The sequence below is a fragment of the Clostridium sp. 1001275B_160808_H3 genome, assembly GCF_015550425.1.
Classification (GTDB): domain Bacteria; phylum Bacillota; class Clostridia; order Clostridiales; family Clostridiaceae; genus Clostridium.
The window spans coordinates 1-20,372 of sequence record NZ_JADNAT010000002.1; the positions used below are offsets into that span (position 1 = coordinate 1).

A 20,372-nucleotide genomic window follows, 5' to 3' on the forward strand; every position below is an offset into this window, starting at 1 on the left:
ATTTATTTAATTATATAAAAAATACCTATAGCCATAAACCCTTTTATTTAAGTGTCTAGTCTATAGGTATCAGTTTATTTCGCGAGCCCCTTGCAAAATTTATAAAAACAGGACTATAAGGATTTTAAAGGGAGTCGCGTTTCACGACTTCCTTTAGTTATTTAGAATAGGACATGTTTTTATTTAGATATATGATTGTGAATAAATAATAAAAAAGTATCTATCATTTATATATGCATTATACAAATATATTTGGTAAAAAGTGCAATATATAGTTGACTTTTTATGTGCATACTGTATATAGTATACATATACAGTAATTATAGTTATTTGAGGTGAAAAATGAAAATATTAATTAGTAATTCATCTAAGTTTCCAATATATGAGCAGATAGTTAATTCGATAAAAGAGGAAATTATAAATGGAACATTAGAGCCTAATGAAAAGTTGCCTTCTATAAGATCCTTAGCTAAAGATTTAAATATAAGTGTTATTACAACTAAAAGAGCTTATGAAGAACTAGAAAATCAAGGTTTTATTGAAACAGTTGGGGGAAAGGGATGCTATGTATCCTATTTTAATAAAGAGCTTATTTATGAGGAAAAGCTTAAGGAAATTGAAGAGAAGTTAGAAGATATTATGAAAATAGCAAGAGCTATAAAGCTAGATAAGAAAGATATTTATAACATGATAGATTTGTTGTATGAAGGAGAATAGTATGATTAGGGTAGAGAATGTAAGCAAAGAGAGAGGAAAATTTAAGCTTGATAATATTTCTTTTGAGTTAGACGAAGGATTTATCATGGGATTAATTGGACCTAATGGTTCAGGGAAAACAACTTTAATTAAAATGCTTCTTGGGTTAATTAAAGCTGATAAAGGAGAAATTAAAATATTTGATAAAGATATTTTTAAAGAAGAGGTGTATGTTAAAGATAATATTGGTTTTGTTTTTGATAATTTAAATTTTTATGGTCATTTAAATGTCAAAGATTTTAAGAAAATAGTTAGTAAGTCTTATTCTAAATTTGATTCAAATCTCTTTGATTCTTACTTAAGAAGATTTGGAATTCATAAAAAATTATATATTGGAGAACTTTCAAAAGGTGAAGCTATTAAGCTTATGATAGCTAATGCGTTATCTCATGATGCAAAACTTTTAATATTAGACGAGCCTACAGCTGGGTTAGATCCTATTATAAGAAAAGATATTTTAAAACTACTTCAAGAAGCAATAGAAGATGGTAATAGAAGTGTTATTATTTCTACTCATATAACTTCAGATTTAGATGGAATAGCAGATTATATAACTTTTATTAACAAAGGAAAGTTAATTTTCTCACAAGACATGGAGTCTATAAAGGAAATATACAGAATTTTTAGGGGATCAAAGGAAGAACTTGAAGAAAGTAAATTAAATTTTATTTCTACAAAGGAAACAAAGTACTACATGGAAGGTTTATTTATAAATGAAAAAGGTTTGGATAATGAAAATATAAGTATTCCAACCTTAGAGGATATAATGTTTCACTATATAAAGGGGGAGAAGTAATGTTTAAGCTTATACAAAAAGATTTATTAGTGGGTCTAAAGGTTAGATCATTAAAAGCTGCAATAATTACTATAGTACTAGTTTGGTTATTATTAGGTATATTATCTGATTATTTTCCTACTTATCTTCCTATAGCTATTACTTATATAGTAGTGATGAATAGTTTTTATTATGATAGTTTAAATAGCTGTGAGGGCTATATACTAAGCTTTCCAACTAGAAGAGAAGATATAGTTTATTCAAAATATATGTTAGTACTTTTAATATTATTTTTATCTAATTTATTAATGTACATTTGTTTTGGAACAAATAACATATTAATTTCTTCAAGATTAATGGTATTACAAGATGTGGTTGCTAGTTTTTCTAGTATTATGGTCAGCTTTTCTATAATTATACCGATTATATTCAAGTTTGGATATAAATTAGCAAGAAATATTGGACCGTTTTTAATATTGATTACTTCATATATATTTACTTTTAAATATCATTTGATCAGTCCAAACTATGGGATGCGAGATAATTTCCTTATGAACGTTTCTAATAAAATAGCAGTGTTTTCATTTAAACATTTGAATCTAGTAACTCATGATTTAGCATCTAGATCAAGAGAGATATATATGTTTTTATTATTATTCATATTAGTCTTTATATTTTTATTTTCAATATATATATCATTAAAAATATATATAAATTGTGATATAGATTAAGGAGGGGCATATATGAACGTAAGATTTATAAAAATAAGCTTAGGAATTTGTATATTTTTATTTATTTCATTTTTCGGATTCAAGTTTATGTTAGGAGATAGAAAAGAATATTATGATGGATTTATTGATGTTCCTAAATTAAGTATAGCGTACTCAGGATTTGAGGAGGAAGATGAAGTTTATAAAATAAAAGTTAGCTTTAAAAATAATAGTAAATATTATGGAAGCTTAAGAGATGTTAAATTACAGTTTAGTAATAATAATTTGATAAATTCTAACCCTATATTTATAGGTTATGATTTTAGTGAAAGAGAGTACTTTGATGGTAATGAAGAGAGCAATATAGATTATAGTCCTTTTCTAGATAAGGAAGGAAAGAAAGAATATGTATTCGATATTCCAAAAGGATTAAATTTTGATAATAAGATTTTTGATACTAATAGAATGAGGGTATCATATAATTTAGAATATTATAAATATAAGCCTAAATCAAATTCCTTGATTGGAAAGGTTAAATTTGATAGTTCAACTGAATTTATAGATAACTCGTCAATGCCATTTACAATAGAATAAATAATTTGAAAGAAATCTGTCCCTAGATGCATAGCCCCTTAGGGTCAAGAAAAATGTAAAAAGTAGAGAAATCACATTCTCTACTTTTTCTATATGAGATCATTTAATATACAAAAATTGTCCTTTTAAATTCTCAATTAGTCGCTCAATGATGAGCTAGGTATAATAAAATTTAATTATTTACTACTTACTTTTTCATAAATTTCTTCATAAGTTTTTTGTTCATCATTCATATTTTTAACTATTTCTTCTGATTTTTCTCTTCTACACTTTTTGCTTAGCATGCATGCTATTCCTTCCATGTATAACACCCCTTTAAATGTTCTTTTATTTGTTACTATTATACTATATTATAATCAATTTATCAATAAAAGTTACTAATTAATAATTGTTATTAATATATCAATGATGATAAATATTAAATTAACAAATTTTACTTTTTAATAAAAATATTTATACAAATTAGTTCACTTTTATGAGTAAGATTCATATAAGTTTTATTATTATCAGTTTTTTATTAATTATTCTTTATATCAAAATATATTTATTTTTTCAAAATTTATATGTATATGTATAAGATTATCATGCATAGAATTAATATGCGTAAGATTAAATAATAAGTAAATTGGTAAAACAAATAAAAAGGTCATCTAAAATATTTTGTCATATATAAAGTATAGTGGTGAATATATTTTAGTAAAAAGGGGGGGAAGTAAATGAACTTCGAAGAATTTATAAAAAGTGATAGAGAAAGTAGAAACAAAGAAAAATTTGAAGGAACATTCTTAGATTATTTAGAAATAATAAAACAAAACCCAGATATAGCTAAGCTTTCACATAAGCGAATTTATGATATGGTTGTTAGTAAGGGAGTAGAAGTACTAAAGGGCGAAGAAAACCCTAAGGTAAAAAAAATATATGGAAATGACTCAATAAGAAAGTATGGTTTCTTTAAGGATGATTTCTTTGGAATTGACAAGGTAATTATGAAGTTAATTAATTACTTCCATTCAGCATCAATGAATGGAGAAGAAGCTAGACAAGTATTATACTTAGTTGGTCCAGTTGGGGCAGGTAAATCATCATTAGTAGAAGCTTTGAAAAAAGCGCTTGTTGAATGTGATCCTATTTATACTATAAAAGGTTGTCCGATGCATGAAGAACCTCTACATTTAATACCTAAACATTTAAGACCAAAATTTGAAGAATTATTAGGTGTAAAAATAGAAGGAGATTTATGTCCAGTTTGTAAGTATAGACTTATGAATGAATTTAATGGAGAATATGAAAAGTTCCCAGTTGAAACAAAAGGATTCTCTATTAGATCAAGAAAGGGAATTGGTGTTGTTCCACCAGTAGATCCAAATAACCAAGATACTTCAATTTTAACTGGATCAATAGATATTTCAAAAATGGATATGTATCCAGAAGATGACCCAAGAATATTCTCTTTAAACGGAGCATTTAACGTTGGTAATAGAGGATTAGTTGAATTTATAGAAGTATTCAAAAATGACGTTGAATATCTTCATACAATAATCACAGCAACACAAGAAAAATCAATTCCATCACCAGGTAAGGGATCTATGATTTACTTTGATGGACTTATAATAGCTCACTCAAATGAAGCTGAATGGAACAAGTTTAAATCAGATCATACAAATGAAGCTATCCTAGATAGAATTGTAAAAATAGAAGTTCCATATTGCTTAGAGCTTGATGAAGAAGTAAAAATATATGAAAAGATTTTAAAAAAGAGTAACTTTAATGCTCACATAGCTCCTCATACAATAGAAGTTGCAGCTATGTTTGCCATCCTTTCAAGATTAACTCCATCAGCAAAGGTAGATCCTATAACAAAACTTAAGATCTACAATGGTGAAGAAATAGTTGAAAAGGGAAGTACTAAGAGAATTGATATAAATGAATTAAGAGAAGAAGCAGGCTCATATGAAGGTATGAAGGGTATAAGTACTAGATTTATAATTAAGGCAATTGATAATGCCCTTTCAAGTTCAGAATATAACTGCATCAACCCATTAAGTATAATGGAAAGTATTATAAAATCAGTTAAGGAAATGGATATAGCAGCTGAAGATAAGAAGAAATATCTTGGATTTGTACAAGATACAATTAGAAAAGAATATAATAAGATTCTTGAAAAAGAAATTACAAAGGCATTTATTCATTCCTTTAGAGAACAAGCTGAAAGCTTATTTGATAATTATATAGATAATGCTGAAGCATTTGTTAATAAGACTAAGATTAAGGATACATCAACTGGAGAAGAGTTAAATCCAGATGAAGACTTTATGAGAAGTATAGAAGAACAAATTGGAGTTTCAGAAAACTCATGCAAAGGCTTTAGAGCAGATGTTACTTCATACATGTTCTACTTAGTTAGAAATGGAAGCAAGATAGATTATACTTCATATGAGCCTTTAAAAGAAGCTATTGAAAAGAAACTTATGGCATCTGTTAAGGATCTTTCAAGAATTATAACTAAATCTAGAGTTAGAGATACAGAACAAGCTGAAAAATACAATTCTATGGTTGAAGAAATGCAAAATAATGGATATTGCTTACATTGCTGTGATGTAATATTAAAATATGCTGCAAACAACTTGTGGAAGGATTGATAACAATGGCAATCTTTAGAGACAATGCAGATAATCCATTAGAGCATGATAGATCAATAGAAGATAGAAGAAGACATAGACAATTAGTTGAAAAATCTATAAAAGAAAATTTGGGGGATATTCTTTCAGAAGAAAGTATAATTGGAGAAAGTAAAAATAAAAAATTTAAGATTCCAATTAGAGGAATAAAAGAATATCAATTTGTATTTGGAAGAAATAATAAAGGGGTTGCCACTGGAGTTGGGGAAGAAAGAAGAGGAGATAAAATATCTGATGGAAGCCCTAAATCAGGAAAAAGTGGAAATCAAGGTGCTGGTAACTCTCCAGGAGATGATATTTACGAAACAGAAATAACCATGGAAGAGCTTATGGATTATATCATTGAGGATCTAGAATTACCTCATTTGGATAGAAAGAAATACTCTGAAATAATAACAGAAAGTGCAGGCAGAAAGCGTGGTTATCAAAGATATGGAATAAATCCAAGACTTGCAAAGAAAAAGACAGTTGTAGCAAAACTACAAAGAAAACAAGGCAAAAAGAGGGCATTACAAGAAGTAGGTTTAGATAATGATATAGAAAGATTTCCTTTTAGAGAAGAAGACCTTAGATATTATAGAGTTAAGAAGAAACCTAAAAAAGAAAGTAATGCAGTAATGCTATTTATCATGGACGTATCAGGGTCTATGGATAGTAGCAAAAAATATTTGGCTAGATCATTGTTCTTTGTTTTATCTAGATTCATAAAAAGAAAATATAATAATATAGCTTTTGAATTTATATCTCATACTACTACTGCAAAGAGGGTAAATGAGTTTGAATTCTTCCATAAAGCAGAATCAGGTGGAACTTACATTTCAAGTGGACTTAATACAGCTTTAGATTTAATTAAGGAAAAGTATCCACCAGAAATGTGGAATATCTATCCTATATATGCTAGTGACGGAGACAACTGGAGCGAAGATAATGAAAGGGCAATGAAATCTGTAAAGGAATTATGCAAAATAAGCAATATGTTTGGATATGCAGAATTATTACCATCCACTTATTCAACAACAATGTATTATAGATTCAATAAAGAGATAAGTTGTAAAAATTTCGTTTCTGTAATTGTTAAGGAAAAGAAGGATTTATGGGATGCATTGAAAGTCATGTTATCTAAAGAGCTCAGGGAGGAATAATTATGGAATACGATGTTAGCACTTTAGAGAAGTGGAATGAAATTATAGAAAAAAAAGCAAGAGAAGTAGGACTTAACTTTTATCCGCAAGAATTTGAAATAATAGGCTTTAATGAAATGTTGGGGTATGAGGCATATGTTGGTATGCCTTCTAAATACCCTCACTGGAGTTATGGTAAAGCATATGATAAAAATAAAACATTGTATTCATTAAATATGACTGGATTACCATATGAAATGGTAATAAATACAAATCCTTGTCTTGCATATTTAATGAGAGAAAATACACTACTTTTACAAATATTAACTATGGCTCATGTATATGGTCATAATGATTTCTTTGCAAATAATAGAATGTTTGTAGAAGGAACTAATGCTAAAGGTGCATTAGAAATGTTTAAGCTAGATGCGGAGATAGTTAGAGGATATATAAATGATCCAAGTATAGGCTACGAAAGGGTTGAAAAAATACTGAATGCAGCACATGCAATTAGATATCAAATACCTAGAGTAGTTGGGGTAAAAGAATTAAGTGGCGATGAAATAAAAGAAAGTTTAATTGCTGATTACTATTCTAAAAAAGAAAATAGAGGTATTTTAGATGAAAATGATGAAATACCATTTCCAGATGTATCAAAGATACCAGTAGAGCCTTGTGATGATGTTTTAGGTTTTATAATAAAATATAGTGCTTTAGAAGAATGGGAAAAGAATATATTAAGAATAGTAAAGAGAGAAACTCAATATTTTATGCCTCAAATTGAAACCAAAATAATGAATGAAGGTTGGGCAAGTTTTTGGCATTATAATATATTGAAAGAATTAGATCTAGATGATGGACTACATTTTGAATTCTTAAAAAGACACAATGATGTTGTAGCACCTATAGTTGGCGGACTTAATCCATATTATTTAGGATTTAAGGTTTTTCAAGATATTGAAAAAAGATTTGGTAGAGAAAAAATATTCGAAGTTAGAAAAACAGAAAGAGATAGCTCTTTCTTAAGAAGATATCTAACAAGAGAATTATGTGAAGAACTAAACTTATTTCAGTATGCTAAAAAGAGCTTTGAATATGTAGTTGAAGAGGTTCCAGATGAAATAGGCTGGAAAGAAATAAGAGATTATCTTGCAGATACTTGTGGAGTTGCATCAATTCCATACATTAGAGTAACTAATTTAAATAGAAGAGACTTAACTTTAACATTAGAGCATTTCTTCGATGGAAGAGAACTTGAAATGTCATATGCTAAAGAAACTCTAAAATATGTTCAAGATCTTTGGGGGCGCAAGGTAACTTTAATAACAAAAACTAAAGAAGGTAAGCAAATAGAAATAATTTGCAATGAAGATAGAAAGATTTTTATTAATTAGCTAAAATAGTTATATTTAAAATAAAGAAAGAGCGAAGATAGAAGATATGAATTTACCACATATTTTATTTATCTTCGCCTTTATATTTGCAATTTATAACTTAAGTTCACATTTAAATAATTAAATGCATAATGTATAAGTGTATAAATTTTTAGGAGATTATAATGGAGTTTAAGGGAAGTAAAACAGAACAAAATCTTTACAAGACCTTTGCTGGAGAATCTAGAGCAAGAACTAAATATACCTTATATGCTGAAAAAGCAAGATTAGATGGATATCAATGGGTTGGGGAAATATTTGATGAAACTTCAGGAAATGAATTAGCTCATGCAAGAGAAGTATTTGGAACATTTTTGAAAAGGATAGGTTGCACTAAAGATAATCTATTAGATTGTATTTTAGGTGAATCAGATGAATATGAAAATTCATATAAAAAGTTTGAGGAAGATGCAAGAAGTGAGGGGTTTAATGAAATAGCAGATTTTTATAAAGAATTAGCTGAAACAGAAGAAAATCATGCTAAAAGATTTAAAGCACTTTATGATAAGCTTGAAGACGGAACTATGTTTAGAGGTCCAAAAGGCTCATTATGGGTATGTATGAATTGTGGATATATTCATGAAGGTGAGGAAGCACCTTTAGTTTGTCCTTTATGCAAATATCCAAGAGCTTACTTTAAACCATATTGTAAAATTACAAATGTTTAAGGAGGTAAGTTATGTTTATATCAATACCTAAGGAGTTTTTTGTACCAGTATTATTTAGTGAAGAGTTTAGATATAATTTCGAAACAGATTCAATGGAATATGATACAGAAAGAAAGACAAGTGATTTTAGTGTCCCAAATAGTAGAGCAAAGTTAGCTGATATAGAATATAGTATATCTAGAAATTCTAGAGGAGAAATCGAAGAAGTTCTAAAAAGTGAATTAAAAAATATAGAGGAAGAAATCATAGAAGAACAAATTGCAAATTATATAAAAGGATTCATGAGATATATGGAAGAACTCAGAGAAGCAGGCTGTCTTGATATGAGTGAAAGAGAGCGTTTGAAATTACTTAATTCATACGTTAGAAAGTTTAGAGAATTATATAATAACTATAAAAATGTTATTTCAAATATAAGAAGACCTTTATCAAAGTCAGATATAGATGGAATGATAGACTATTATATAGGAAAAATTGAAGATATCTACAATCAACATTTAGCATCATTAAATTGTAAAAATTTGAACTATGATTCTATTGAAAAAACAATTAATGAAGTAGTTAATGATGCAAAGGACATATTAAAAGAGCAGATAAAAAATTTGAATTGTAAATTAATAAATAAAGAAGAATTTTGCAAAAATGATAAAGAATTAAAAGAGAGCTTTGCTCATGATTCAGATATGTATAATACTATAGATAATGAATTTGTTCAAGAAATACAAAATAGTCGATTTATAGAAGAAAATCAATTTGTAAGAGTAATAAAGAAGAATAGGTTAATAGATAATGAATCTATTGATACTAAGTTCATAGAAAATAATAATTTCATAGTAGATAATAACCTTATAAAAGAAAGTGAAAATGAAATTGGAAATAACAATTTTATAAAAGAAAGTGAAATTGAAGAAAAAAATATCAATATAGAAGAAAGAGATACAACAATCACTGAAAACAAAGCTGAAGAAGATAATAATATTGAGGCAGAAAATAATGTTGAAGAAGAAAATAAAATTATAGAAGGTAATGAAGATTTACAATAGGTACGTGAAGTTATAATCAGATGTATTATAATGCGGGGTGGTTAATTGCCATACAGAGATTTAATTAAAAATCAATATAACGAAATTAATAATTTGACTAATTTACTTAGCTCTATGGTCAACTCTTATAGGCTATTAATTGGTGGGGCAAATGAATTAAATAATATATCAGAAGCCAAGAAAAGTCATGTAAAAGATGCTGTAGAAAGAGCAGATGAGCTAGGTGATATAATAGATGAAATAATAAAAACACTAGAGGAATGTAGTGGTTCATATACAAAGTATTGTAAGATAAAGAAACAATATATAGATGAAAAAACAAATAAAGATAATATATTAACAGAAATAGATTATGAATTAGATTTTGATAATTCAGAAAGAGAAGATGAAGAGTAAAAAAGTAAAGCTATTCCAATATTAATTGAAATAGCTTTTTTGTTTTTACTATCTTTGTGACTAAAGTTTCTTTAATTTAAATGTACTTACCATAAGATAAGAACCTACCATTAAAAGTATAATTGGAATCCATGGAGTTAATCTATGGTTTAGTGTAAAAAATACAAAAACAGCCATAAAACTTCCTGCAATAGTTATAGGAATTCCAGTAAAAACTCCATCAAATGTGGAAGTATTATACCTAGCCAATCTGTAAGCTCCACATATAGGGAAAGCTAATAATACAGCAGTACCTATTATTCCAGCTGGTCCTACTTTTGCTAAATCATACATTAAGAATGTAAGTATAGATGGTGCAACTCCGAAGGAAACTAAATCAGCTAGTGAATCTAACTCTTTTCCTAGTTCACTAGAAACATTTAACCATCTTGCTACTCTTCCGTCATATCTATCTACAAGTGCTGCTATTATTATAAAGAAGCAGGCAAATAAATAATTTTTTTCAAAAGTGTATAAAATAGATATTATGCCACATGATAAATTAATAAATGTAAAAACATTTGGAATACAACTTTTTTTCATAAAATCACTCCTGGTTTTTAAAACATAACGATTTTTATTTCTTTTATGCTTTATTATCAATGCAATATTATATCATAGATTTCTATTAAATATAAGATATTTAAAGATTAATTTAATTATTAAGATAAAATTAAGAAATCCGGCTAATATTTAATTTGATTTATATGTAAAATATAGTAATATACTATATATACTTATTGTATGGAATTATAGAGTTTTTATAATTGGAATATAATATAAAATTAACCTAGGAGGGGTAATGTGAAAAAGGTAAAATTTATTTATAACCCATACTCAGGAGAAAACCTAATATTAGATCAGCTAGATAAGGTTATAAAAATACACCAAGAAGCAGGATACACGATTGTCCCATATAGAATAGATAAAGAAGTGGATGTTATAAATGCTTTTAATGATTTTAAGGAAAATAACTACTATTACGTTTTAATCGCTGGTGGAGATGGAACAATAGACAATGTAGTCAATGCAATGACTAAGTGCGGTGTTTCAGTTCCAATAGGAATATTGCCAGTTGGAACAGCTAACGATTTTGGTAAATTTTTAGGAATGCCTTCAGATGTTTCAAAAGCATGCAGACAAATATTATCTTCTGAAGTTACAGCAGTAGATTTAGGAAGTATAAACGATAAGTATTTTGTAAATGTAGCAAGTACAGGCTTATTTACAGATGTTTCACAAAAAACAGATGTAAATTTAAAAAATACAATAGGTAAACTTGCATATTATTTGAAGGGACTAGAAGAATTACCGAACTTTAGAAAGCTTGATATAAAAATCAAATCAGATGAAATGGATTATGAAGGTAAAATGTACTTCATGTTAGTATTTAATGGTCAAACAGCAGGTAATTTTAAATTAGCTACAAGAGCAGATGCAACAGATGGACAGCTTGATGTTATAATATTTAAGGCCATACCAATAATAGAATTAATACCTCTATTTGTGAAAGTACTAAAAGGTGAGCATTTAGATTCAGATAATGTTATTTATTTTAAAACAAATAATTTATATATTGAATCTCACGAAGATATCGGAACAGATATTGATGGAGAAAAAGGGCCAGAGTTTCCACTTCATATAAAATGTATAAAAGGTGGATTAAAAATTTTAGGTGTAAAATAGCATAAAACTAGAATAAAATGAAATTTTTTTTAATAATTATAAGTAGCAGTAATATAAAAAGGTAGGAGTAACAATTGTTAGAGTTTAGCTATTTATGTCTTTTGTTATTTATAATTACATTTATTTTATATCTAGAAAAAAAGAATATAGATTTATCACCCAAAAAGATTAAATTATTTGTAAGTATCTCATTAATGCCATTAATATTAAGATGCTTAGTTTTATTATGTGGAGTAATCATAGAAAAGCAAGGAATAATATATTTTTTGAAATACTATGTCCTGCTTAATTACTTTAGTATTCCTTTAATTATACTTTCAGCTTTGTATATTTTTTTAAGAAATGAAAAGTTAAAGTTTAATAGAAATTATATTTTTATGATAATCTTAGGTTTACTATATGTTGTATTAGTATATACATATAAATTTAGTATAAGTATAACTAATAATTTTGGATTTATTATTTCTTTAGAAAATGGAATGATACCAATTTTAATATATTTAATTATATTAGCTTCTTTAGCAGTGTTTATATTAATTAATTTGGATAAGCCATTTTGTAATAAAGTTGGTATGAGACTGCTGCTAGTAAGTTTATTTTTATATATAGTAGAATATATTTTGTTATTAGGAGGGGTAAGTATATATCCTTATCCAATAATTGGTGAAGTATTAATATTATTTTGTTTACTTAAATCTATATTTACATTTAAATAAATAGTTAATAAAGTAAAGGAGTTGTTGCAGAAGTTATGTAACAACTCCTTTTTTATGCTGATGGCAAAGTGTCATCAGTTTTTTTTATTTGAATTTTAAATTTAAAGAATGAAAATACAGATAATTTTTAACTATTCATTTTATATTTTACATTCTTAAAAAGGTTGCCTTTTTGGGGTATTTTAATATAATATAGTATTGGAGATTATATGTATAATAAAATAAAATAATATTTATTCTAAATAAATAAGGGGTGAATTTAAAATGGAGGGTGTCCCTCAGAGTAGTAACTTATCAAAATTGAATATTAAAGTTTTAGAGGAGATGGACTTCATTATAAATTAATCTTGTTATAGTTAATTCATTGTCTACTCCTCTAAAAGTGAGGAGGAAAAGATATGAAGAAACTATCAGTATTTCTATATACAAATATCTTAGGAAGAAAGATGTATGACGAGTTTGATGAAAGCCTTGGAGAACTTAAAGATATTTATGTAACTACTGAGGATGGATATCCAAGGGTAATTGGCTATAAAGTCAAAAGAGATGGATATACTTTTCACTATGAGTTTAGGAGTATTAATTTTTATCAACAAGACAATAGGATAAAAATAGTTACAAGAGGCAGCAAAGAAATACTCCCAAGAACATATTCTTACCTTTTATCAGAACATTTACTAGATAAAAAAATAGTAGATATTAATGGCAAGCAAGTAGTTAGGGTTGATGATTTAAGAATAGCTGAAATTGCAGGAGAATATAGGGTAATAGCTGTTGAAACTGGTCCTATGGCAAGATTTAGAAGAGCGAATTGTGCAAAGTTTGGTAGCTTTATTTATAAGATGCTTAGAAAAGACTATGAAGATAGGGTTTTAATGTGGGATGATGTTGAGTCACTAGAAATGGTAGATAATAATTTGAAAATAGCAGTACCATATAAAAAGCTTTCAACTCTTCATCCAGCAGATTTAGCAGATATATTAGAAAACTTAGATGCAAGCTCAAGAAAGCAAATTTTTGAATCACTAGATGAAGATTTAGCAGCAGATACATTAGAAGAAATTGAACCTGAATATAAGGGAAGTATTATAAAAGACTTAAGTGAAACAAAAGCAGCTGAACTTCTAGAAAATATGCCAAATGATGAAATTGCAGATATTCTAGATGAACTAGATGATGAGGAAAGAGAAAAGATCCTAGTAAATTTAGAAAAAGAAGATGCAGATGAAGTTAAGGAATTATTAAGCTATGAAGATGAAGCTGTTGGTAGTATAATGAGTACAGATTTTATTTCGTTTAACTTAGATATAACTGTTGGTGAAATAATTGATATATTAAGGGAAATGGAAGAACTTGAAGAAGATGAGCTTTATAGGATTTATATTACAGATGAAGAAGATAGAATACTAGGAGATATAAGTCAAATAGATTTAATATTAAATAAACCAAATGTTAAAGTTAAAGATATAATGAATGAAAATATTAATGTAATTAGGCATGATGTTAATATAGATGAAGCAATAGAAATTGCAGCTAAATATGATTTATTAGCTATACCAGTAATTGATGAAGAAGATAAATTAATAGGAGCTGTCAACACTCATGATTTAATAGATGAAATTTTATATCCAGTTTGGAAGAAAAAGATAAAATAGAAAGATTATAGTGGGTTGACAATTAAAGCTTTAAGAATATAATGAAAATATAAAACTTACTAAAATACTCAGAATTAAAGACTATGAAAAAGAAGAGTAGTATAGAGGAAGGTTACAGAGAGAAAAGAAGGATGAGATCTTTTTACCTACAATTTATATGAAGTGCACTTTGGAGTTGAGGTTTGAAATAAGTAGAACTTTCCGGTATCATCCGTTATAATGATAATGCACTAATTTGCATTTATGAGTGAGATTAATTTATTAGTCTAATTAGAGTGGAACCACGGAGCTAACTTCGTCTCTATATTATTTAGAGACGAAGTTTTTAATTTATAATAAATTATAGATTAATATATTAGAATAAACTATATAGTGAATTAAATATATAGTTTGATTATTGGTTTAAATAACAGGAGGAAAATATGATATATAATAGCGTATTAGATTTAGTGGGAAGAACACCTATACTAAAATTGAATAAACTAGTTGATGAGGATAGTGCAGAAGTTTATGTTAAATTAGAAAAATATAATCCAGGTGGAAGTGTCAAAGATAGAGCAGCTTTAGGAATGATCGAAAAGGCTGAAAAAGAGGGATTATTAAAAGAAGGTTCAGTAATTGTAGAGCCAACAAGTGGAAATACAGGCATAGCTTTAGCTATGATTGGAAGGATAAAAGGATATAAAGTTATAATTGTAATGCCAGATAGCATGAGCAAAGAAAGAAGAGATTTAATAAAAGCTTATGGAGCAGAACTTATATTAACTGATGGAGCAGAAGGAATGAATGGGGCAATAGAAAAGGCAAAAGAGCTTGCAAAGAAAGATAATTATTTTATGCCTCAACAATTTGAAAATTTAGCAAATTCAACAAAACACTATGAAACTACAGCAGAAGAAATTTGTTCAGAAATAAATGATTTAGATGCATTTGTTGCAGGGGTAGGAACTGGTGGAACTGTTACAGGAGTAGGAAATAAACTAAAAGAGAAGATGAAAAAAATTAAAGTTATTGCAGTAGAGCCACTTAAATCACCAGTATTAAGTGGAGGAAGAGCAGGGGCCCATAACATACAAGGACTAGGCTCAGGATTTATACCAGAAATATATAATCCTAAATGTATAGATGAAGTAATAAAGGTTTCAGATGAAGATGCATTTAAGATGACAAAAGAGTTTGCAGAAAAAGAAGGAATATTACTAGGCATATCATCAGGAGCGGCTATATTTGTAGCACTTCAAGAAGCTAAAAGACTTGGAAAGGGTAAAAAAGTCTTAGTGATAGCACCTGATGGTGGAGAAAAATATATATCTATGGGGATTTACGATTAAAATTAGTAATAAGTAATTTTAACAAAGGGAGGAAAATAGCTGTGTTTAAAAATTTAAGATATGACATAAATAATATATTAGAAAAAGACCCAGCTGCAAGAAGTAAGGTAGAAGTACTTTTATTATATCCATGTATTCATGCTTTAATTGCATATAGAATTGCACATTTTTTATATAAGCATAAAAGATTTTTTTGTGCTAGACTATTATCGCAATTAGCTAGATTTTTTACTGGAATAGAAATCCATCCAGGAGCTATAATTGGAAAAGGCTTATTTATAGATCATGGGATGGGAGTAGTAATTGGGGAAACAAGTGAAATAGGAAACAATGTTACAATATATCATGGAGTAACTTTAGGTGGTACTGGAAAAGAAAAAGGTAAGAGACATCCAACTGTAGAAGATGATGTAATAATTGGGGCTGGAGCAAAGGTACTAGGTCCAATAACTTTGAAAAAGGGATCTAGAGTTGGAGCAAATACTGTAGTTTTAAAGGAAGTTCCTGAAAAAGCCACTGTTGTTGGTTGCGCAGGAAGAAATATAATTAAAAATATTAATGATATAATTGAAGTAGTAGATGAAGATGGAAATAAAAAGACAATATATAATAACATGATTATATAGAATGTTATTGTTATATAGAGATTAATTATTATAGGTGATACTGACTACAGGAGATAATTTAATTATCGAAGGAGTTAGATATTATATAAATAAAGTAGATTATAAAAAAGAGAGTATAATTAATATTTCATATAAGTAATATATAAGTAACATTATATATTACTTATATAGAAGTAATATATAATGTTACTTATATAGAGGTTAGTTATGATAAAAGAAGATATAATTAATTATTGTAACTCATTAGGACTAGATACTTTAGGATTTATAAGATGTAGGGAGTTTACAGAACTTAAGGATTTCTTTTATGAAAGAAGAAAACAAGGTCTTGAAAATGAGTTTGAAGAAAAAGATATTGAAAAGAGGATAAATCCTTTTAATTATATGAATGAAGGGAAAACTATTATATCAATAGCTTTCCCTTATCTTCATGATATAAATTATGTTGATAATGGTTTTTCAGTTTATACAAGAGGAAAAGATTATCATAAAGTAGTAAAGTCATATTTAAGTAAAATATGTGAATACATAGAGGTGCTTGGTGGAAAAGCAAGTTCATTTGTTGATAGCAATTTTTTACCAGAAAGATATATAGCATATTTAGCAGGGGTTGGATTTATAGGTAAGAACAATATGATTATTACTGAAAAGTATGGTTCTTATGTATTTTTAGGAGAAATAATAGCTGATTTAGAAATAAATTGTGATGATGAAAGAAATTTTAATGAAATTTCTCTTTTTAAAGAATGTGGAGAATGTGTTAACTGCTACAAAAGCTGTCCTAGTAAGTCTATAAATGCTTATAAGAAAAATAGCAATATATGCGTTTCATATTTTACTCAAAAAAAGGATTTAGAAGATAAGCATATAAAATTATTAAAGGGAAGAGTTTTTGGCTGTGATAGTTGTCAAAACTGTTGTCCTTATAATGAAGATAAAGGTTTTTCAAATATAAGTGATTTTTATCCTTTTGAGTTTATGAATAAGGAAAATGCAGTTGAGTTAGCTAGTATAAATACTAGAGAATTTAAAGAAACATTTCTAAATACATCTTGTGGATGGAGAGGAAAAAATGTTTTGAAAAGGAATGCTTTAATTAAAATTAGGCATAATAATGGGGATATAAGTGATATAAAAACTGATTCTCCCTATTTAAAAGATTATGTTGATAGACTTTTAAATAGTAATAAAATATAATATTACATATAACAATAGGAAGTGAGGGAGATTAATGTTATCACCAACATTAGTAAAGGTAATAAACATATTACCAGAATCAGTAGTAGTGAAGATAACAAAAGTTATTGTAAACAAATATTTTAAAAAATATGCAAATATTAAAATAGAGGGATTTGAAAATATTGAAAAGGCAAATGGTCCTAAAATATTTATATGTAATCATTTGAGTAATGCTGATGGTTTAATATTGGATAAAGTACTTAGAGAAAAGTATGATCCAACATTTGTTGCAGGAGTAAAACTTTCAAATGATCCTGTAACTAGACTAGGAACGGCTATGATTAAGAATGTGGGTATTAAACCTAACTCAGCAGATAAAGAGGCTATTACAAAGATAGTTAAGCTTGTTAGAGGAGGAGAAAATTTAGTTATTTTCCCAGAAGGAACAAGAAGTAGAACTGGATCTATGATTGAAGGAAAAAAAGGAATACTATTAATAGCAAGAATGACAAAGGCTAAAATTATACCAATTGGTATGCATGGAACTGAAATTCTTTTGCCTATAAATAAAGATGGTGATATGGGTGGAGAAAAATTTAATTATGCGGATGTAAGTATTAAAATTGGAGACCCTATAACATTACCTGTAAAAGAAAAAGATGAAGATAAGCACGAATTTGATGAAAGATCCATGATATATATAATGAAGTCTATTGCAAACTTGCTACCTGAAAAATATAGAGGGATATATAAATAGGTGATTTTATGAAGCAAAGAACAAAAGTAATATTAGAAACATTAAAGGATGATTATCCAGATGCAAAGTGTGAATTAAATCATGAATCTGCATTTCAACTTTTAGTTGCTACTATACTTTCAGCTCAAACAACTGATAAAAAAGTAAATGAAGTAACTGAAACTTTGTTTAGGGATTATCCAGATTTAGATGCTTTTTTAACTCTTACAGTGGAGGAACTAGAAGAAAGAATAAAACAAATTGGATTATATAGAAGTAAAGCAAAAAATCTAATAATGATGTGTAATCAACTTAAAGAAAAGTTTAATGGAGAAGTGCCAAATACTATGGAAGGAATAACTTCATTGGCAGGAGCAGGTAGAAAAACTGCAAATGTAGTATTATCAAATGCTTTTGGAGTTCCATCCATAGCTGTTGATACTCATGTATTTAGAGTTTCAAATAGATTAGGACTTGCTGATTCTGATAATGTATTAGAAGTAGAAAAGCAACTACAAAAAGAACTTCCTAAAAAAGAATGGAGTTTAGCCCATCATTTATTAATTTTCCATGGAAGAAGATGTTGTATTGCTAGAAATCCAAAATGTGAGATTTGTAACTTAACAAAACAATGTAAGTATTATAAAGAAGTTAAGAAAAAAGAAATTAAAAAGAAAGACTCAAAAAAAAGTAAGTAAGAATAGTTATGAAGCTAAATTGAGTTTTAAATTAAAAAGAATCAAAAAATAAATTTATGAAAATAATTATAAAGTTTCTACATAAATATATTTAGAATAATAATCATTCAATTAATAATAAAAGTAATAATAAAAGAGATGTAAAATTTAGTTGTTTTACATCTCTTTTATGCTTTAGGTGGTTATAGTAACTTTGAATTTTAATATAATTCTATTAGGAGGAGGATACTTATAGTCTACTATGATAGAATTACTATTCGTAAGCAATGGAATGGAATTTTTATTTTTAGTTTACTATTATTACTTTAATCATAGACTGTATAGTGATATAATAATTAAAGATTTAAATCAGTAAATTTTATAGTAAAATGGAGGACTTGTTATGAGAGTTGGAGTTTTAATGGGTGGAATATCTTCAGAAAGAGAAGTATCATTAAATAGTGGTAACTCTATTATGCAACATATAAACAAGGAAAAGTATGAAGTTATTCCAGTTGTTATAGATAAAAAGGAAGATGTAATAGAAAAGGTAAAAGATATAGATTTTGCATTATTAGCCTTACATGGAAAGTTTGGAGAAGATGGTACAGTTCAAGCAGTATTAGAAACTTTAGGAATACCATATTCAGGTTGTAATACATTAAGCAGTTCATTATGCATGGATAAGGATTTAACAAAAACTATCTTAAAAGCAAATGGAATAAGAACTGCAAGATGGTTAAATGTTAGATCAGTAGAAGAAATTGATTATGCTGCAATAGAAGAAATGGGATATCCAGTATTTATAAAGCCAACTAATGGAGGATCAAGTGTTGCAACATTTAAAATAACAAAAAAAGAAGATGTTGAAAATGCAGTTATAGAAGGTTTAAAGTGGGACAATGAAGTTATGATCGAAGAATTTATAAAAGGTGATGAAATAACTTGTCCTGTATTTGAAAATGAAATGTTCCCAGTACTTGCTATAAAGGCTAAAACTGATTTCTATGATTATGAGCAAAAGTATTCTGCTAATGGAGCTGAGCATTACGCAATAAACTTAGAAAAAGATATTCACACTGAAGTAGAAAAGATGGCACTTAGCACATATAAAGCGTTAAAATGTTCTGTATATTCTAGAATTGATATGATAATTACAGAAGAAGGAGTTCCATATGTACTAGAAGTTAATACTTTACCAGGAATGACAGCAACTAGTCTTTTCCCTCAAAGTGCAGGAGAAAAAGGAATAAGCTATTCTGAATTTATAGATATGATAATAGAACATTCATTGAAGAAATAAAAAATTCAATATATGTGTAAAATATCAAAATATAAATTTCTTAAGTATAAAATATATAGGTAAACTATAAAAGATAGAGACAAAATATAAAATATATAGATAGGTATGATTTGTAAAAATAATCATACCTATTTTTTTATGTATGGAAGTATAGAATTATACAATGTTGTATCAATCTTGAGAAAAGTGGTTGAGGAGGAAAATTTATATATTAGCTTTTTTATTAATATAAATGATAATAAGGATAATA

The 20,372-nt window shown here is 27.4% G+C and carries 21 protein-coding genes and 1 other annotated feature; of the genes, 19 read left to right on the top strand and 2 right to left on the bottom strand.

Going from position 1 to position 20,372, the window contains the following annotated elements:
* Positions 1-342 precede the first annotated feature (342 nt).
* From I2A75_RS01975 to I2A75_RS01990, 4 genes are read left to right on the top strand one after another with little or no spacing between them, the layout of a single operon-like run.
* A complete protein-coding gene (locus tag I2A75_RS01975) occupies positions 343-717 on the top strand; it encodes a GntR family transcriptional regulator (protein WP_195262797.1) in 375 nt (124 codons plus the stop codon).
* 1 nt (position 718) lies between these two features.
* Positions 719-1,552, top strand: a complete 834-nt coding sequence (locus I2A75_RS01980) for an ABC transporter ATP-binding protein (RefSeq protein ID WP_195262798.1) — start codon at positions 719-721, stop codon at positions 1,550-1,552.
* Positions 1,552-2,262, top strand: a complete 711-nt coding sequence (locus I2A75_RS01985; RefSeq protein ID WP_195262799.1) for an ABC-2 transporter permease — start codon at positions 1,552-1,554, stop codon at positions 2,260-2,262. Before I2A75_RS01980 ends, I2A75_RS01985 begins: the two co-directional genes overlap by 1 nt.
* 12 nt (positions 2,263-2,274) lie before the next feature.
* Positions 2,275-2,835: a hypothetical protein gene (locus tag I2A75_RS01990; RefSeq protein WP_195262800.1), complete on the top strand. Its 561-nt coding sequence runs from the start codon at positions 2,275-2,277 to the stop codon at positions 2,833-2,835.
* A gap of 176 nt (positions 2,836-3,011) precedes the next feature.
* On the opposite strand, the gene I2A75_RS18075 is transcribed toward I2A75_RS01990, so the two are convergent.
* Positions 3,012-3,137: a hypothetical protein gene (locus tag I2A75_RS18075; RefSeq protein ID WP_257446478.1), complete on the bottom strand. Its 126-nt coding sequence runs from the start codon at positions 3,135-3,137 to the stop codon at positions 3,012-3,014.
* Between the two features lie 414 nt (positions 3,138-3,551).
* Between I2A75_RS18075 and I2A75_RS01995 the strand changes: the two genes are divergently transcribed.
* The 6 genes from I2A75_RS01995 to I2A75_RS02020 all read left to right on the top strand — a co-directional run bounded on the left by I2A75_RS01995 (position 3,552) and on the right by I2A75_RS02020 (position 10,174).
* Positions 3,552-5,474: a PrkA family serine protein kinase gene (locus I2A75_RS01995; RefSeq protein WP_195262801.1), complete on the top strand. Its 1,923-nt coding sequence runs from the start codon at positions 3,552-3,554 to the stop codon at positions 5,472-5,474.
* 5 nt (positions 5,475-5,479) lie between these two features.
* A complete protein-coding gene (gene yhbH / locus I2A75_RS02000) occupies positions 5,480-6,655 on the top strand; it encodes a sporulation protein YhbH (protein ID WP_195262802.1) in 1,176 nt (391 codons plus the stop codon).
* 2 nt (positions 6,656-6,657) lie between these two features.
* Entirely contained in the window at positions 6,658-8,028 is a 1,371-nt protein-coding gene (locus I2A75_RS02005; protein WP_195262803.1) for a SpoVR family protein, read from the top strand.
* Between the two features lie 164 nt (positions 8,029-8,192).
* A complete protein-coding gene (locus I2A75_RS02010) occupies positions 8,193-8,735 on the top strand; it encodes a rubrerythrin family protein (RefSeq protein WP_195262804.1) in 543 nt (180 codons plus the stop codon).
* An 11-nt stretch (positions 8,736-8,746) separates the two neighbouring features.
* Positions 8,747-9,778 (top strand): hypothetical protein, encoded by a 1,032-nt coding sequence (locus I2A75_RS02015; RefSeq protein ID WP_195262805.1) that lies wholly within the window; start codon positions 8,747-8,749, stop codon positions 9,776-9,778.
* Positions 9,779-9,823: 45 nt separating this feature from the next.
* Positions 9,824-10,174 (top strand): hypothetical protein, encoded by a 351-nt coding sequence (locus I2A75_RS02020; RefSeq protein ID WP_195262806.1) that lies wholly within the window; start codon positions 9,824-9,826, stop codon positions 10,172-10,174.
* Between the two features lie 60 nt (positions 10,175-10,234).
* On the opposite strand, the gene pssA is transcribed toward I2A75_RS02020, so the two are convergent.
* Positions 10,235-10,756 (bottom strand): CDP-diacylglycerol--serine O-phosphatidyltransferase, encoded by a 522-nt coding sequence (gene pssA, locus I2A75_RS02025; RefSeq protein ID WP_195262807.1) that lies wholly within the window; start codon positions 10,754-10,756, stop codon positions 10,235-10,237.
* A 261-nt stretch (positions 10,757-11,017) separates the two neighbouring features.
* On the opposite strand from pssA, the gene I2A75_RS02030 reads away from it, so the two are divergent.
* From I2A75_RS02030 to I2A75_RS02070, 9 genes are all read left to right on the top strand, one after another.
* Positions 11,018-11,899, top strand: coding sequence for a YegS/Rv2252/BmrU family lipid kinase (locus I2A75_RS02030; protein ID WP_195262808.1), 882 nt, complete (start codon positions 11,018-11,020; stop codon positions 11,897-11,899).
* Between the two features lie 377 nt (positions 11,900-12,276).
* Positions 12,277-12,615 (top strand): hypothetical protein, encoded by a 339-nt coding sequence (locus I2A75_RS17905; RefSeq protein ID WP_243241950.1) that lies wholly within the window; start codon positions 12,277-12,279, stop codon positions 12,613-12,615.
* Between the two features lie 398 nt (positions 12,616-13,013).
* Positions 13,014-14,270, top strand: a complete 1,257-nt coding sequence (locus tag I2A75_RS02040) for a CBS domain-containing protein (protein WP_195262810.1) — start codon at positions 13,014-13,016, stop codon at positions 14,268-14,270.
* A 74-nt stretch (positions 14,271-14,344) separates the two neighbouring features.
* Positions 14,345-14,576, top strand: a binding site (T-box leader).
* Between the two features lie 116 nt (positions 14,577-14,692).
* Positions 14,693-15,601: a cysteine synthase A gene (gene cysK / locus I2A75_RS02045; protein ID WP_195262811.1), complete on the top strand. Its 909-nt coding sequence runs from the start codon at positions 14,693-14,695 to the stop codon at positions 15,599-15,601.
* Positions 15,602-15,642: 41 nt separating this feature from the next.
* Positions 15,643-16,227, top strand: coding sequence for a serine O-acetyltransferase EpsC (epsC, locus tag I2A75_RS02050; protein WP_195262812.1), 585 nt, complete (start codon positions 15,643-15,645; stop codon positions 16,225-16,227).
* 207 nt (positions 16,228-16,434) lie between these two features.
* Positions 16,435-17,424 (top strand): tRNA epoxyqueuosine(34) reductase QueG, encoded by a 990-nt coding sequence (gene queG / locus I2A75_RS02055; RefSeq protein ID WP_195262813.1) that lies wholly within the window; start codon positions 16,435-16,437, stop codon positions 17,422-17,424.
* A 34-nt stretch (positions 17,425-17,458) separates the two neighbouring features.
* The gene (locus I2A75_RS02060; protein ID WP_195262814.1) at positions 17,459-18,163 is read left to right on the top strand and encodes a lysophospholipid acyltransferase family protein; all 705 of its coding nucleotides are present in this window, start codon (positions 17,459-17,461) and stop codon (positions 18,161-18,163) included.
* A gap of 8 nt (positions 18,164-18,171) precedes the next feature.
* Positions 18,172-18,840, top strand: a complete 669-nt coding sequence (gene nth, locus I2A75_RS02065; protein WP_195262815.1) for an endonuclease III — start codon at positions 18,172-18,174, stop codon at positions 18,838-18,840.
* A 382-nt stretch (positions 18,841-19,222) separates the two neighbouring features.
* The gene (locus tag I2A75_RS02070) at positions 19,223-20,122 is read left to right on the top strand and encodes a D-alanine--D-alanine ligase (RefSeq protein WP_195262816.1); all 900 of its coding nucleotides are present in this window, start codon (positions 19,223-19,225) and stop codon (positions 20,120-20,122) included.
* Positions 20,123-20,372: the final 250 nt, after the last annotated feature.